The sequence below is a fragment of the Verrucosispora sp. WMMC514 genome, assembly GCF_027497295.1.
In the GTDB taxonomy this organism is placed as follows: domain Bacteria; phylum Actinomycetota; class Actinomycetes; order Mycobacteriales; family Micromonosporaceae; genus Micromonospora; species Micromonospora palythoicola.
In genome coordinates, this window is record NZ_CP114906.1 from 1,480,222 (window position 1) to 1,495,003 (window position 14,782).

13 protein-coding genes and 1 pseudogene are annotated in these 14,782 nt (G+C 71.4%); 8 read left to right on the forward strand and 6 right to left on the reverse strand.

Going from position 1 to position 14,782, the window contains the following annotated elements:
* The first annotated feature begins 4 nt into the window (after positions 1 to 4).
* From O7597_RS06695 to O7597_RS06715, 5 genes are all read left to right on the forward strand, one after another.
* On the forward strand, positions 5 to 943 hold the full coding sequence (locus O7597_RS06695; RefSeq protein ID WP_269738221.1) for an ABC transporter permease: 939 nt from the start codon (positions 5 to 7) through the stop codon (positions 941 to 943).
* 21 nt (positions 944 to 964) lie between these two features.
* Positions 965 to 1,921, forward strand: coding sequence for an ABC transporter permease (locus O7597_RS06700; RefSeq protein WP_269738222.1), 957 nt, complete (start codon positions 965 to 967; stop codon positions 1,919 to 1,921).
* Between the two features lie 7 nt (positions 1,922 to 1,928).
* On the forward strand, positions 1,929 to 2,966 hold the full coding sequence (locus O7597_RS06705; protein WP_269738223.1) for an ABC transporter ATP-binding protein: 1,038 nt from the start codon (positions 1,929 to 1,931) through the stop codon (positions 2,964 to 2,966).
* The gene (locus O7597_RS06710; RefSeq protein WP_269738224.1) at positions 2,950 to 3,978 is read left to right on the forward strand and encodes a dipeptide ABC transporter ATP-binding protein; all 1,029 of its coding nucleotides are present in this window, start codon (positions 2,950 to 2,952) and stop codon (positions 3,976 to 3,978) included. The genes O7597_RS06705 and O7597_RS06710 overlap by 17 nt, the downstream gene beginning before the upstream one ends.
* 93 nt (positions 3,979 to 4,071) lie before the next feature.
* Positions 4,072 to 6,441 carry an EAL domain-containing protein gene (locus O7597_RS06715; RefSeq protein WP_281582268.1) on the forward strand — a complete coding sequence of 790 codons (2,370 nt, stop codon included), beginning with the start codon at positions 4,072 to 4,074 and terminating at the stop codon, positions 6,439 to 6,441.
* A gap of 76 nt (positions 6,442 to 6,517) precedes the next feature.
* On the opposite strand, the gene purH is transcribed toward O7597_RS06715, so the two are convergent.
* Together purH and purN are read right to left on the reverse strand one after the other, a co-directional pair.
* On the reverse strand, positions 6,518 to 8,089 hold the full coding sequence (gene purH / locus O7597_RS06720; RefSeq protein WP_281583202.1) for a bifunctional phosphoribosylaminoimidazolecarboxamide formyltransferase/IMP cyclohydrolase: 1,572 nt from the start codon (positions 8,087 to 8,089) through the stop codon (positions 6,518 to 6,520).
* 9 nt (positions 8,090 to 8,098) lie between these two features.
* A pseudogene (gene purN / locus O7597_RS06725) lies at positions 8,099 to 8,704 on the reverse strand (phosphoribosylglycinamide formyltransferase); the annotation flags it as partial.
* 154 nt (positions 8,705 to 8,858) lie between these two features.
* On the opposite strand from purN, the gene O7597_RS06730 reads away from it, so the two are divergent.
* Positions 8,859 to 9,158, forward strand: coding sequence for a CD225/dispanin family protein (locus tag O7597_RS06730; protein ID WP_269738226.1), 300 nt, complete (start codon positions 8,859 to 8,861; stop codon positions 9,156 to 9,158).
* 7 nt (positions 9,159 to 9,165) lie between these two features.
* Positions 9,166 to 9,870 carry a DUF4190 domain-containing protein gene (locus tag O7597_RS06735; RefSeq protein ID WP_269738227.1) on the forward strand — a complete coding sequence of 235 codons (705 nt, stop codon included), beginning with the start codon at positions 9,166 to 9,168 and terminating at the stop codon, positions 9,868 to 9,870.
* Between the two features lie 128 nt (positions 9,871 to 9,998).
* Here the strand turns inward: O7597_RS06735 and O7597_RS06740 are convergent, their stop codons facing one another.
* On the reverse strand, positions 9,999 to 11,291 hold the full coding sequence (locus tag O7597_RS06740) for a DUF6350 family protein (RefSeq protein WP_269738228.1): 1,293 nt from the start codon (positions 11,289 to 11,291) through the stop codon (positions 9,999 to 10,001).
* Between the two features lie 178 nt (positions 11,292 to 11,469).
* On the opposite strand from O7597_RS06740, the gene O7597_RS06745 reads away from it, so the two are divergent.
* Positions 11,470 to 11,730 carry a DUF4190 domain-containing protein gene (locus O7597_RS06745; protein ID WP_269738229.1) on the forward strand — a complete coding sequence of 87 codons (261 nt, stop codon included), beginning with the start codon at positions 11,470 to 11,472 and terminating at the stop codon, positions 11,728 to 11,730.
* A 43-nt stretch (positions 11,731 to 11,773) separates the two neighbouring features.
* On the opposite strand, the gene sucD is transcribed toward O7597_RS06745, so the two are convergent.
* The 3 genes from sucD to O7597_RS06760 all read right to left on the reverse strand — a co-directional run bounded on the left by sucD (position 11,774) and on the right by O7597_RS06760 (position 14,766).
* Positions 11,774 to 12,661, reverse strand: coding sequence for a succinate--CoA ligase subunit alpha (gene sucD / locus O7597_RS06750; RefSeq protein ID WP_269738230.1), 888 nt, complete (start codon positions 12,659 to 12,661; stop codon positions 11,774 to 11,776).
* 3 nt (positions 12,662 to 12,664) lie between these two features.
* Positions 12,665 to 13,843 (reverse strand): ADP-forming succinate--CoA ligase subunit beta, encoded by a 1,179-nt coding sequence (gene sucC / locus O7597_RS06755; protein WP_269738231.1) that lies wholly within the window; start codon positions 13,841 to 13,843, stop codon positions 12,665 to 12,667.
* A 518-nt stretch (positions 13,844 to 14,361) separates the two neighbouring features.
* The gene (locus O7597_RS06760) at positions 14,362 to 14,766 is read right to left on the reverse strand and encodes a cobalamin B12-binding domain-containing protein (protein WP_164447810.1); all 405 of its coding nucleotides are present in this window, start codon (positions 14,764 to 14,766) and stop codon (positions 14,362 to 14,364) included.
* Positions 14,767 to 14,782: the final 16 nt, after the last annotated feature.

Genomic DNA, 14,782 nt, shown 5'->3' on the forward strand with positions numbered 1-14,782 from the left:
AAGTATGTTCCGCTTCATCGTGCGGCGTCTGCTCCAGATGGTCCTGGCCTTCTTCGGGACCACGCTGATCGTCTACGCGCTGATGTTCGCCGGTCAGGGTGACCCGATCCAGGCGCTCGCCGGCGAGCGCCCGGTCACCGCCGCACAGCGGGCGTACCTCACGGAGAAGTACCACCTGGACGCCACCGGCGTCGGCGGCTTCTTCTACCGGTACTTCGACTACATCTCCAACCTGCTCCGCGGCGACCTGGGCGAGTCGCTCACCGGACGGTCGATCGGCGACATCCTCGCCGCCGCCTGGCCCGTCACCATCAGGTTGGCCCTGATCGCCATCGCGGTCGCGGTCATCTTCGGCGTCACCGCCGGCGTCCTCGCCGGCATCCGGCGGGCCAGCATCTTCGACAACGCCACCCTGCTGCTGACCCTGCTGGTGCTCGGCATCCCGACGATCGTGCTCGCCCCGCTGGCGCAGTACTTCCTGGGCGTCAAGTGGCAGGTCTTCCCGCCCACCGCCGGCGCCGACCCCGACTTCTACGCGCTGCTGCTGCCCGGCATCGTGCTCGGCTCACTCTCCCTGGCCACCGCGCTGCGGCTGACCCGTACCTCGGTGGCCGAGAACCTGCGCGCCGACTACGTACGCACCGCCCGGTCGAAGGGCCTGCCGAACCGGCGGGTGGTCAGCGTGCACGTGCTGCGCAACTCGCTCATCCCGGTGATCACCTTCCTCGGCGTCGAGGTCGGCAACCTGATGAGCGGCGCGATCATCACCGAGGGTGTGTTCAACATTCCCGGCGTCGGCTTCAACCTCTTCCGCGGCATCCGCACCGAGGACGGCCCGCTGGTGGTCGGCATCGTCAGCGTGCTCGTCGTGGTCTACCTGGTCGCCAACCTGGTGGTCGACATCCTGTACGCCGTCCTGGACCCGAGGATCCGCTATGAGTGAGCACAGCGAGGTGGCAGCCGCGTGAGCGACTTCGAGACGGTGGCGGCGTCGGAGAACCAGGCCGCGCGGCGTGGGCCCTCCGGGGAGCCGGGCACGCCGAACCAGGTGGGGCGCCCCCGCAAGCCGCGCAGCCTGGCCGGTGACGCCTGGCGCGACCTGCGCCGCAAGCCGATCTTCTGGATCAGCCTGCTCCTGGTGCTGCTGGTGACCGCGATGGCCGCCGTGCCCGGCCTGTTCACCAGCAACGACCCCGCCGACTGCGTGCTGTCCCGGCAGCACGCGGCGCCCTCCGGCGGAGCCATCTTCGGGTACGACTTCCAGGGCTGCGACACGTACGCCCGGGCGGTCTACGGCGCTCGGGCGTCGCTGCTGGTCGGTGCGCTGAGCGCGCTGTTCACCGGCCTGATCGCGCTGGTCGTGGGGATGCTCGCCGGATACTTCGGCGGCTGGGTCGACGCGGTGCTCTCCCGGGTGATCGACATCGTGCTCGGCATCCCGCTGCTGCTGGCCGCGATCGTCCTGCTCAAGCGCATCGGCAGCGACAGCGCCACGGTACGCGTCGCCGCGGTCATCTTCGTGCTGGCCGTGCTCGGCTGGACCACCGCCGCCCGGGTGGTCCGTTCCTCGGTGATCACCGCCCGGGAGCAGGACTACGTGGCCGCGGCCCGGATGTTGGGGGCCGGCAACGGGCGGATCATGTGGCGGCACATCCTGCCGAACGCGCTCGCCCCGGCCATCGTGGTACTGACCATCGCGCTCGGCTCGTTCATCGCCGCCGAGGCGACGCTGTCCTTCCTCGGCATCGGGCTGCGGGAGCCCACCATCTCCTGGGGCATCGAGATCAACAACGGTCGGGTGCACATGCGGGAGTCGGCGACCCCGCTGGTGGTCCCGTCGACCTTCCTGGCGCTGACCGTCCTGGCCTTCATCATGCTCGGCGACGCGATCCGCGACGCCTTCGACCCGAAGCTCCGGTGATCCCCTCATGAGTCAGCACGCCGTACGGCCGACGCCGGCCTCGCCCACTCCGCCCGGCGGGCACCTGCTGGAGGTGCGCGACCTGCACGTCGAGTTCCGCACCGGCGAGGGTGTGGCCAAGGTGATCAACGGGGTCAGTTACCACCTGGACCCGGGCGAGACGCTCGCGGTGCTGGGCGAGTCCGGCTCCGGCAAGTCCGTCACCGCCCAGGCCATCATGGGCATCCTGGACACCCCGCCGGCACACATCAGCTCGGGCGAGATCCGCTACTCCGGCCGCGACCTGCTCGGCCTGCCGGAGGAGCAGCGCCGGCAGATCCGGGGCAAGGAGATCGCGATGATCTTCCAGGACGCGCTCTCCGCACTGAACCCGGTCTTCCCCGTCGGCTGGCAGATCGGCGAGACGCTACGCCAGCGACTCGGGATGTCCCGCGCGGACGCCCGCCGCCGTTCGGTGGAGCTGATGGACCTGGTGCAGATCCCGGCGGCGGCACGGCGGATCGGGGACTACCCGCACCAGTTCTCCGGCGGCATGCGGCAGCGGGTGATGATCGCGATGGCCCTGGCGATGGAGCCGAAGGTGCTCATCGCGGACGAGCCCACCACCGCGCTGGACGTCACCGTGCAGGCCCAGATCATGGACCTCCTCGCCGACCTGCGGCGGAACCTGGACATGGCGATGATCCTGATCACCCACGACCTCGGTGTGGTCGCCGACGTCGCGGACCGGATCGCGGTCATGTACGCGGGCCGGATCGTCGAGCACGCCGACGTCCGCTCGCTGTATCGGGCGCCCGCCCACCCGTACACCAAGGGTCTGCTGGACTCGATCCCGCGCCTGGACCAACGGGGCGGAAGGCTGTCCACCATCCGTGGCCTGCCACCCAACCTGATGCGCATCCCCAGCGGTTGTCCCTTCCACCCCCGGTGCCCGTACGTGCAGCAGGTCTGTGTGGACGTGGTGCCGCACGACCTGGTCCTCGGCGACGGCCGGACCAGCGCGTGCCACTTCGCCCAGGAGGTACGTGATGACCGCGCCGGCTAGCCCCACCACGGTTCGCGGCGAGACCCTCCTCGACGTCAACCACGTGGTCAAGCATTTCCCGATCACGCAGGGAGTGGTGTTCAAGAAGAAGACCGGTGCGGTCAAGGCCGTCGACGGGGTGAGCTTCCAACTGCGCCGGGGCGAGACGCTGGGCATCGTCGGCGAGTCGGGCTGCGGCAAGTCCACGCTGGCCCGGCTGCTGATGCGGCTGGAGAAACCGACCGCCGGACGCGCCACCCTGGCCGGTCGGGATCTGTTCGCCGCCTCCGGCGGTGAGCTGCGCCGGATCCGACGCAACATGCAGATGGTGATGCAGGATCCGTACACCTCGCTGAACCCACGGATGACCGTCGGCGACATCATCGGCGAGCCGTTCGAGATCCATCCGGAGGCGGCCCCGAAGGGCAGCCGCCAGCGACGGGTCCAGGAACTGCTCGACGTCGTCGGGTTGAACCCGGAACACATCAACCGGTATCCGCACCAGTTCTCCGGCGGTCAACGCCAGCGCATCGGCATCGCCCGCGCGTTGGCGCTGCGGCCCGAGGTGATCGTCTGCGACGAGCCGGTCTCCGCGCTGGACGTCTCCATCCAGGCGCAGGTGATCAACCTGCTGGAGGAGCTTCAGGACGAGTTGGGCCTGTCCTACATCTTCATCGCGCACGACCTGTCGGTGGTGCGGCACATCTCCGACCGGATCGCGGTGATGTACCTGGGCCGGATCGTGGAGATCGGCACCGAGGACGAGATCTACGATCGGGCCACCCACCCGTACACCCAGGCGCTGCTCTCCGCGGCACCGGTGCCGGACCCGGATGCGCGGGGACATCGCAGCATCATCCGGCTGCGTGGTGACGTGCCGAGCCCGGCGGACCCGCCGAGCGGCTGCCACTTCCGTACCAGGTGCTGGAAGGCCCAGGACATCTGCGCCACCCAGGACCCGCAGGCGGTGCCGCGGGCCGCCGACCCGCACCCCTCGGCCTGCCACTTCGCCGAACTCCGCCCGGGACGGTGAGCACGAACCTCCCTCCCCAGTGGATACTGCGGCATCGAAGAGGCACCCGATGACGGATGGCGATCCGGTGCTCACTCACTAGGGTCTACAGCCGTGACGCAGGTGGCGCTACGACCGACGACGGGCCCCACGGTCGGGGCCGCCGCGACGAACAGTCGGATCACCGTGCGGTTCGTGCAGGCCACCGTGGTGGTCGCCGCACTCGGCACCGCCTGGTGCGTCGCGAACTTCACGGTCGGTGCCGGTACCGAGGCGCTGGCGTACCTGTTCGTTCCGGTCGGCGGGGTGTTCGCCGCCGGGTCCGTCGTACACCTGCTCCGCCACGCCGACCTCGACCCGGTCACCCGACGCTTCTGGCGTGCGCTCCTCGTCGCGGCGGTCACCATCACCATCGGGTACGGCTGGCTGGCGCTGGACATGCTGACGCACGCAGCCGAGGCCCGTACCCGAAGCATGCCCTTGCCGGCGGCGGCCTGCGTGGCGATCGGATTCGTCGTCGCCATCTGGGCGGTGGCCCGGGTGCCGGTCGCCGAGACCGGCGGTGTCGAGCGATGGCGCATCCTGCTCGACCGCACGATCGCGTTCCTCGGCTGCGCGGCCCTGCTCTGCTACATCGGGCTGGCCCCGATGCTGACCGCTGACGAGGCGTGGAGCCGGCAGGCGATGGCGCTGGTCGGGCTCGCCTTCCTGGTCGCGGTCGGCGCCGCGACGAAGGTGTCCTTCGTCGCCGGCGGTCCGGTCGACCGGGTCGCCCTGCGGTTCGTCGCGGCCAGCGGCGGCGTCACCGCCGCGATCGTCGCCGTGCTGGCAGTCCGGTACGGGTACGTCGCCGGCATTCCCGCCCAGGCGGTCGTGATGCCGCTGACCCCGGTCTTCTTCACCCTCGGTGTCCGGGCGCAGTGGCGGGCCCGTCTCGGTGTCCGCCGCGATCGGACCCCCAACGGCGTGCTGCTGCCGTACCTGGCGGTGGTGGCGGTCGACGTGCCGCTGCTCGCCGTCGCGTTCGGCGCCCCGCTGACCTGGCCGGTCCGGGTGGTCCTGATCGCCGCCGTGGTGGTGACCGCGCTGGTCAGCGTCCGGCAGTTCATCGCCTATCGGGAGAACGCCCGGCTGCTGCGCAACACCCGTCTCCAGGAGGAGCGCCTGCAGTACGAGGTCAGCCACGACGGCCTCACCGGGCTGGCCAACCGGGCGCTGTTCCGGGACCGGCTCGCGTCCGCACTCACCGCCACGACACCCGCGTCGGTGCTCCTGGTCGACCTGGACGACTTCAAGACCGTCAACGACCTGCTCGGGCACGGCGTCGGTGACCGGCTGCTCGTGTCGGTCGCCGAGCTGCTGCGGGCCGAGGTCGGCGACGACGGCCTGCCGGTACGGGTCGCCGGTGACGAGTTCGCCGTCCTGCTCACCGGCCCGCACGCCGACCCCGAGGAGTTGGCCGGCCGGCTGCTGGCCGCACTCGACCAGCCGATCAGCCAGCACCGCCTGCTGGTGCAGGCCAGCATCGGCATCGCCGACGCCGGGCCCGGAGCCACCGTCGACTCGGTGCTGCGGGACGCCGACGTGGCCATGTACACGGCCAAGCAGCGCGGGAAGGCCAGCTACGTACGGTACGTGGACGGCATGGGTGAGCCGGTACTGGCGCACATGCAGCTCGGCGGCGAACTGCGGCGGGCCCTGGACGACAACGAGCTGCGGGTCGTCTACCAGCCGATCCTGCGGCTCGACGACAACTGGCTGGTCGGGGTGGAGGCGTTGGTCCGCTGGCACCACCCGACGCGCGGGCTCGTCGGACCGGCCGAGTTCATCCCGGCCGCCGAACGGACCGGTCTGATCGTGCCGCTGGGCCGGTTCGTGCTGCGCGAGACGTGCCGCCAGGCGGCGGCGTGGTCCCGGGAGTTCGGGCCGGACGCACTCCGGGAGGCGGGCCTGAACGTCTCCGCCCGGCAACTGCACGATCCCGACTTCGTCTCCGACGTGACCGCCGCGCTGGCCGACAGCGGGCTGCCCTGCGAACGGCTGGTGCTGGAGGTGACCGAGTCGGCGGTGCTGCGCGGTCAACAGGTCTCCCGGACCCTCTTCGAACTCGACCGGATGGGCATCCGCCTCTCGCTCGACGACTTCGGCACCGGCGAATCGTCGCTGAGTCTGCTGCGCGCCTTTCCCGCCGCGATCGTGAAGCTCGACAAGTCCTTCGTCGACGGTATCGAGATCGACGACGGCCAGGCAGGGGCAGCCGCCGCCCGGCAGGCGGTGGCCCGGGCGGTGATCCAGCTCGCCCACGCCCTCGGCCTGGAGACCGTCGCCGAGGGCGTCGAGAGCGCCGAACAGGTCGCGGTGCTCCGTGCCCTCGGCTACACCCGTGGCCAGGGCTACCACCTGGCCCGACCGATGACCGCGGACGGCATCGCCGGCCTACTGGCTCACCAGCGGCCCGTGACGGCCATCCGACCGCCCACCTGATCCGGCCCAGATCTTGGAAAATTTCCGTGCCGCGCTAACGGGAATTTTCCAAGATCTCGCATCCGCGATGCGCGCCTCAGTGGAAGAAGTGGCGGGTGGCGGTGAGGTACATGGTGACGTCGGCCTGCTTGCAGGCCGCGATCACCTCCTCGTCGCGGATGGAGCCGCCGGGCTGGACGATCGCCCGGACGCCCGCGTCGAGGAGGATCTGCGGACCGTCGGCGAACGGGAAGAACGCGTCCGAGGCGGCCACCGCGCCGCGCGCCCGCTCGGCACCGGCCCGGCTGACCGCGAGACGAGCCGAATCCACCCGGTTGACCTGCCCCATGCCGACCCCGACCGTGGCGCCGTCATGGGCCAGCAGGATCGCGTTGCTCTTCACCGCGCGTACCGCCCGCCAGGCGAAGGCCAGGTCGGCCAGGGTGGCGTCGTCGGCCGGCTCGCCGGTGGCCAGCCGCCAGGTGCTCGGGTCGTCGCCCTCGGCGTCGACCGCGTCCGGTAGCTGCACCAGCACGCCACCGCTGACCTGCCGCCACTCGGTCGGACGTGACTGGAAGGCGGGCGCACGCAGCAGCCGGATGTTCTTCTTGGCCCGCAGCGTCTCCACCGCACCGGGTTCGTAGCCGGGTGCCACCACGACCTCGGTGAAGATCTCGGCGATCTGCCCGGCCAGCTCGACCGAGACCGGACGGTTGACGGCGATCACCCCACCGAAGGCGGAGACCGGGTCACAGGCGTGCGCCTTGCGGTGTGCCTGCGCCACGTCCGCGCCGACGGCGATCCCGCACGGGTTGGCGTGTTTGATGATGGCCACCGCGGGCTGATCGGCGAAGTCGTTCGCGGCCCGCCAGGCGGCGTCCGCGTCGACGTAGTTGTTGTAGGACATCTCCTTGCCGTGCAACTGCTCGGCCTGGGCCAGCCCGACCGGGCCGGCCGGGTCGGCGTAGAGAGCGGCGCTCTGGTGCGGGTTCTCGCCGTAGCGGAGCACCGACTGCCGGCGCAGCGCCAGACCGGCGAACTCCGGCATGCCGTCGGCGGCCGGGGCCACCGACGAGGCGAACCACTCGGCGACCGCCACGTCGTACTCGGCGATGTCGGCGAAGGCGCGGGCGGCCAACGCCCGGCGCTGCGCCAGGGTGAAGCCGCCGCCGTCGAGCGCGGCCAGCAGCATCGGGTACGCGTCGGGGTCGGTCACCACGGCCACCGAGGCGTGGTTCTTCGCGGCGGCCCGCACCATCGCCGGCCCGCCGATGTCGATCTGCTCGACGCACTCGTCCTGGCCGGCGCCGGAGGCGACGGTGTCCTGGAACGGATACAGGTTGGACACCAGCAGGTCGATCCCGGCGATGCCGTGCTCGTCGAGCTGGGCGGTGTGCGCGCCCTTGCGCAGGTCGGCGAGGAGCCCACCGTGAATCGCCGGGTGCAGGGTCTTCACCCGCCCGTCGAGGATCTCCGGGAAGCCCGTCACCCGCTCCACCGGCGTCACCGGTACCCCGGCGGCCGCGATCGTCGACGCGGTGCTGCCGGTGGAGACGATCTCCACACCGGCCGCGTGCAGCGCCTTGGCCAGGTCGGCCAGGCCGGTCTTGTCGTAGACGCTGACGAGTGCCCGCCGGATCGGGCGACGCCCGTCCTGGATGGAGTTCACGCCGACCATGACCTTTCTTCCAGTTATCGTCCAACCGTCCCGGACCAGCCGGCCCACCTGCTCGACGAGCTGGCTCCGCTCCGCTTCCTTGATGCGTTCGGTGAGCGTGTCGACGTCGTCGTCGTCGCGTACCGGCACCGCCACCTGCGCGACGATCGGGCCGGTGTCCATCCCGGCGTCGACGAAGAAGAGGGTCGCCCCGGTCACCTTGACCCCGTAGGCGAGCGCGTCGCGCGGGCCGTGGATGCCGGGAAACGCCGGCAACAGGGTGTTGTGTGTGTTCAGGTAACGGTCGCCGAAGGCGGCGAGGAAACGCGGACCGACGAGCTTCAGGAACCCGGCCGAGATGACCAGGTCGGGTCGGTGCTCGGCGACCTGGGCGGTGAGCGCGGCGTCCCACCGATCACGGTCCGGGTGGTCCTTCACCCGCTCGACGAAGGTCGGCACCCCCGCGGCGGCGGCCCGGTCCAGGCCCGCGATCCCGTCGCGGTCCGCCCCGACCGCCACCACCCGCGCCCCGTACGCCGGGTCTGCGGTGGCGTCCAGCAGGGCCTGGAGATTGCTGCCGGAGCCGGAGAGGAGGACGACGATACGGGCGGGCTGGTTCACCGGCACACCCTATCCGGCCGCTGGCCGGTGCCCATCCGCTGGGCAGCGCGGCGCGCGTGACCACCGAACTGGCCGAAACCGGGTACGCTGCCGGTCGCTTGGGACCGGCGCATGTCCGGTCCCACACCCGTCAGCGAACAACCGTGAGGAGCACGTCGTCATGCAGCCCGAGTACCAGTCCCAGCCACCGCAGTCGGTCGACAACAACATGACAATGTCGATCGTCGCGATCTTCCTGTTCTGGCCGCTGGCCATTCCGGCGATCATCAACGCCTCGAAGGTCAACCCGCTGCTTCAGCAGGGTGACTACGCCGGCGCACAGGCTGCGGCGGCCGAGTCGAAGAAGTGGTCCAAGTGGGCCCTGATCGTCGGTATCGCCTGGATCGCGATCGTCCTGGTGTGCTGCCTGGGCGGCGGCCTGCTGGGCTCGATGAGCGGCAGCAACGCCAGCGGTCTCTGAGCACCGGATGCAGCCCGGTCAACCCGGTCAGGACCCGTACGGCCAACAGCCGCCGTACGGGGACCCGACCACGCCTCCGCCGGCCAACCCGTACGCGCCACCCCCGGCGAACCCGTACGCGCCACCGGCGGCGAACCCGTACGCCCAGCCGACCGACCCGTACGGTCAGCAACCCCCGGCCGACCCGTACGGTCAGCAACCCCCGGCCGACCCGTACGGTCAGCAACCGGAGGCTCCGCCGCCGGCCTCCCCCGGACCCTACGGTCCGTACGCGCCGCCGGCCGGTCCCCCACCGGCCGCCGGGCAGCCCCCGGCGTACGGACAACCGGGCTACGGACAACCGGCGTACGGGCAACCGGGCTACGGGCAGCCCTACGCCGACCCGTACGGCCCGCAGCCGTACGGCGGCACGCCGATGTACCCGAACGCGGGTTTCACCGGCACGCAGGGACAGCAGAACACCCTCGGCCTGGTCGCGATGATTCTCGGCATCGCCTCGATTCCGTTGAGCTGCTGCTACCTCGGCATCCCGCTCGGGTTGGCCGCCCTCGTGACCGGCTGGCTCGGTAAGCAGAAGGCCGACCAGGGCCTGGCCGGCAACTCCGGTCAGGCCCTCGCCGGCCTGATCTGTGGCGCGGTCGGGCTGCTGCTCGGTCTGCTGCAGATCGTGGTGCTGGCACTGAATGTCGGCGGGTCGGCGCTGTATCCCTGATCAGCAGCCGGCCCACGGTCAGGGGCGTCCCGGCGCGTCCGGGACGCCCCTGACGCGTCAGTGGGCCGATTCTCGACCGCACCACCTCGTGCCAGAACCCGCACACCGTCGCCGTCCGGTGGGGAGGGTCAGGTCGCGGGTCGGGTGAGCCAGCGGGTGGCGGCGGCACCGAGCACTGCGCCGGCGCCGGTGACCAGCAGTGCCGCGAGCCCCACCTGCCAACCGACCGGCCCGACCTGCGCCAGCCGGCCGGCGCCCAGCGGCCCGCCGGACGCCTGCGCCGCCGCGCCGAGCAGCAGACCGGCCACCGGTCCGGCGAGCGCCGCCGGCCCGAGCAGCCGCCGCCACGACAGCGGTGTCCGTTCGGCGGTGGCCAGACGCAGTAGGCGGCGCGCGAGCAACCAACCGGTGGCCATTCCCACGAGGACGGGCAGCGCGAGGACGGTGACCGCGCCGAGCCCGGCCACCGGCCCGCTGGGCAGGCCGGCGAACAACGGCAGTGCCGGTAGCGCGCCGACCGACACCTCGCTGGTGCGTACCGCCGTGTCGGTGCCGACCGCGAAGCCGGGGCCGAGCAGGTAACTGGCCGACCACACGCTGACGTTCGGCGCGTACGCGAGGCTGACCAGGGTGATGCCGACCTGGCCGGCGACCCCGGTTCGATAGGCGCCGATCAGGTCGGCCGCGTCGCCACCACCGGTCGCCACGGCCAGCCCGGCCACGGCAGCGCCCGCGCCGAGCAGCACCAGGGCGGCGACCAGACCGGCACGTACGCCCTCGCGCAGCGGCGTCGGCGTCTGCTCGGCGAAGATCCCCGCCACGCCGGTCGTCCGGGCCGCACCGGCACCGGCGGCGAGGGTGCCGACCGTCACGAGCGTCAGCCCGGCGCGCACCGGCGACACGCCGGGCCCACCGGCTCCGACGAACACGGCGGCGAGCGCTCCCAGCAGCCCGTACGCGACGCCGACGGCAGCGGCGGCGGCGAGCGTACGGCCCGGCGACCGGCCGCCGCGGGCACCGATCGCGCGGCTGGCGTGCACCCCGGCCCGGACCAGCCGCCACATTGCCAACGCCGTCACCGCGAGCGGCGCCAGGCCGAGCGGGCCGGTGGCCGTGACCAGGGGCACCCCGTGCCCGAGGAGCCAACCCGCCGCTCCCGCCCGGGCGGCGTCGGGCAGGCTGCCGGCGTCCTCGCTGAGTTGGAACAGCCACAGCGCCAGCGCCACGGGCAACCAGGTGGTCACGGCCGCTCCGGTGGCGGCGACCAGTGCGGCGACCGCGAGCGGCGCGTGGCTGCGCCCGGCAGGTGCCGCCCGCGGGGCCGGCACCCGGCGCGGCGGGCCGGCCCGGCCGGGTGGCCGGGCACCGGCGCCACGGGCGTCGGTGGCCCGGCGAGGCTGGTCAGGGGTGACAAACGACATCGGCTCTACTCTGGCATGCCGGGCCGGCCCCGGCTGCCCGACACCGCCCGTCGTGTCGGGCAGCGGCGCGCCGAACACCCGAGTTCGTCTGATCCGGCGTGGGCGGGCACCGCCTCGTCTAGCCTCGGCACAGGGGCCGTGACCGACGTCGCGGCAGCATGTGACCGGAAGGGGAGTCGTGAACGCTCCGTATCCACCGCCCCCGCCGCCACCCGCAGGCCGGGACCGTACGACCCTCTGGGGCATAATCGGCATCGTCACCGGTGTGCTCTGCTGCGGCATCCTCGGCATCGTCTTCGGCTGGTTGTCGATCCGCGACGCGCGCCGGTACCGCCAGTCGCCGGTGCTCGGCTACGTGGCCATCGGGCTGGGCGTGCTGAACATCGTCGTCAGCCTGATCCTGCAGGCCACCGGCAACTACCCGTACTGGAACCGCTGAGGGGCCGACCTTCCGGTCGGCCCCTCAGCGCGTTTCTCCCGGCTCAGCCCGCGGACATGATCTCGCGCATCAGGTTGGCCGTCTCGGTCGGCGTCTTGCCGACCTTCACGCCCACCGCCTCCAGCGCTGCCTTCTTGGCGTCGGCGGTGCCCGCCGAGCCGGAGATGATCGCGCCGGCATGCCCCATGGTCTTGCCGGGCGGGGCGGTGAACCCGGCGATGTAGCCGACCACCGGCTTGCTGACATTGGCCTTGATGAACTCGGCCGCCCGTTCCTCGGCGTCGCCGCCGATCTCACCGATCATGACGATGGCGTCGGTGTCCGGGTCGGCCTCGAACGCGGCCAGCGCGTCGATGTGCGTCGTCCCGATGATCGGGTCGCCACCGATGCCGACACAGGTCGAGAAGCCGATGTCGCGCAGCTCGTACATCATCTGGTAGGTCAGCGTGCCGCTCTTGCTGACCAGACCGATCCGGCCGGAGCCGGTGATGTCCGCCGGGATGATGCCGGCGTTCGAGGCACCCGGGGAGGCGATGCCGGGGCAGTTCGGGCCGATGATCCGGGTCCGCTCGCCCTTGGCGACGTTGTACGCCCAGAAGGCGGCGGTGTCGTGCACCGGCACCCCCTCGGTGATCACCACGGCCAGCGGGATCTCGGCGTCGATCGCCTCGATGACCGCGGCCTTGGTGAACTGCGGCGGTACGAAGATGACCGTGACGTCCGCGCCGGTGTCCTTCATCGCGTCGGCGACGCCGGCGAAGACCGGCAGTTCGGTGCCGTCGAAGTCGACGGTGGTGCCCGCCTTGCGCGGGTTCACGCCGCCCACCACGTTCGTGCCGGCGGCGAGCATCCGGCGGGTGTGCTTGGAACCCTCGGAACCGGTCATCCCCTGGACGATGACCTTCGAGTCCTTGGTCAGCCAGATAGCCATGTGTCAGACCCCCGCAGCCGCCAGCTCGGCGGCCCGCTCGGCCGCGCCGTCCATGGTGTCGACCCGCTCGATCAGCGGGTTGTTCGCGCCGTCGAGGATCGCCCGACCGGCTTCGGCGTTGTTGCCGTCGAGGCGGACGACGAGCGGCTTGGTGACCTGCTCGCCCCGCTGCTCCAGCAGGTCCAGCGCCTGCACGATGCCGTTGGCGACCGCGTCGCAGGCGGTGATGCCGCCGAAGACGTTGACGAAGACGCTCTTGACCGACGGGTCGGAGAGCACGATCTCCAGACCGTTGGCCATGACCGCGGCGCTCGCGCCGCCGCCGATGTCGAGGAAGTTGGCCGGCTTGACGTTGCCGTGCCGCTCGCCGGCGTAGGCGACCACGTCGAGAGTCGACATGACCAGGCCGGCGCCGTTGCCGATGATGCCGACCTCCCCGTCGAGCTTGACGTAGTTGAGGTCCTTCTCCTTGGCCGCCTGCTCCAGGGGGTCCACCGTCGCCTGGTCGACAAGTGCCTCGTGGTCGGGGTGCCGGAAGCCGGCGTTCTCGTCCAGCGACACCTTGGCGTCCAGCAGCAGCAGCTTGCCCTCGGCGGTCTTGGCCAGCGGGTTCACCTCCACCAGGGTGGCGTCCTCGGCGACGAAGGCCCGCCACAGGCCGACCGCGACGTCGACGACCTGGTCGGCGACCTCGGCCGGGAAGTTGGCCGCCTCGACGATCTCCCGCGCCTTCGCCTCGTCCACGCCCTTGACGGCGTCGATGGGTGCCTTGACGACCTTCTCCGGGGTCTCGGCGGCGACCTGCTCGATGTCCATGCCGCCGGCGACGCTGGCGATGCAGAGGAACGTGCGGTTCGCCCGATCGAGCAGGTACGAGAAGTAGTACTCCTCGGCCACGTCCGCGGTCACCGTGATCATGACCTTGTGGACGGTGTGACCCTTGATGTCCATGCCAAGGATGTCGGTGGCGCGGGCCACCGTCTCCTCCGCGCCCTCGGCCAGCTTGACGCCGCCCGCCTTGCCTCGTCCGCCGACCTTCACCTGTGCCTTGACGACCACCCGGCCGCCGAGGCGTTCGGCGATCGCGCGGGCCTCCTCCGGGGTCGTGGCGACGCCGCCGGCGAGCACGGGAAGTCCGTGCCGCTCGAACAGGTCCCGCCCCTGGTACTCGTACAGGTCCACGATTGCGCGTCCCGTCCCGTCTCTGCGGCGCACCGTCGCGCCGCCACCAGCGTATGGAAAGAAAACAGTGTGATGCCCGACATCAGTTGAAGTTGACGCAGGCGGTCGAACCCTCGCCACCGCGACCACGCGCCGCCGCCGACCTGACGGTGCGGCCCGCAAGGGGAGGTCGGAAAGGGTTCATTGGGCGCAGCCTAGCGATGCCGGCACCGCCGGCAACCGAGCGGGTGCGTGGTGTGCGGTAATGCACAAACCAGGTCGGCGTCGGGTCACCGGGGGCACCCGTCAGGGCGCGGACCGGGCCACGTCACCCGTTCGAGCGATCTTGCCCGGGTGGCGGCGGTTCTCGCCGGTCCCGCGTAACCCCGCTGGAGGGGCGTCGTTGAGTCAGGTGTCGGAGCGCTGGAGAGCGCGAAGACGGAAACGGCCGATGCCCTGTCGGTCGAGGGGTGGCGGCGGGGCATCGTGCATAGAGGGGCCGGACGTGTGAGGGGTGCGTCCGGCCCCTCCCCCTGTGCTCAGGCCACCGGCTGGGCGACGTTGTCCCGGACCCACTCCACGATGGACGTGGTGGTGGCGCCCGGGGTGAAGATCTTGGCCACGCCGAGCCGCTCCAACTCCGGCAGGTCAGCCTCCGGGATGATGCCCCCGCCGAAGACGACGATGTCCCGGGCCTGCCGTTCGTCGAGCAGTTCGAGGACCCGGCGGAACAGCGTCATGTGCGCCCCGGAGAGCACCGAGAGACCGACCGCGTCGGCGTCCTCCTGGATCGCGGTCTCCACGATCTGCTCCGGGGTCTGGTGCAGGCCGGTGTAGATGACCTCCATGCCGGCGTCGCGGAGGGCCCGCGCCACCACCTTGGCACCACGGTCGTGGCCGTCCAGGCCCGGCTTGGCGACGACGACCCGAACACGAGAGCTCATCTGGGCATCCCTTTCA

Bases quoted from the DNA above. Each gene is read 5' to 3' on its own strand.
- O7597_RS06695 (WP_269738221.1), top strand. From the start codon at position 5: ATGTTCCGCTTCATCGTGCGGCGTCTGCTCCAGATGGTCCTGGCCTTC.
- O7597_RS06705 (WP_269738223.1), top strand. From the start codon at position 1,929: ATGAGTCAGCACGCCGTACGGCCGACGCCGGCCTCGCCCACTCCGCCC.
- O7597_RS06710 (WP_269738224.1), top strand. From the start codon at position 2,950: ATGACCGCGCCGGCTAGCCCCACCACGGTTCGCGGCGAGACCCTCCTC.
- O7597_RS06730 (WP_269738226.1), top strand. From the start codon at position 8,859: ATGCAGCCCGAGTACCAGTCCCAGCCACCGCAGTCGGTCGACAACAAC.
- O7597_RS06735 (WP_269738227.1), top strand. From the start codon at position 9,166: ATGCAGCCCGGTCAACCCGGTCAGGACCCGTACGGCCAACAGCCGCCG.
- O7597_RS06740 (WP_269738228.1), bottom strand. From the start codon at position 11,291: ATGTCGTTTGTCACCCCTGACCAGCCTCGCCGGGCCACCGACGCCCGT.
- sucD (WP_269738230.1), bottom strand. From the start codon at position 12,661: ATGGCTATCTGGCTGACCAAGGACTCGAAGGTCATCGTCCAGGGGATG.
- O7597_RS06760 (WP_164447810.1), bottom strand. From the start codon at position 14,766: ATGAGCTCTCGTGTTCGGGTCGTCGTCGCCAAGCCGGGCCTGGACGGC.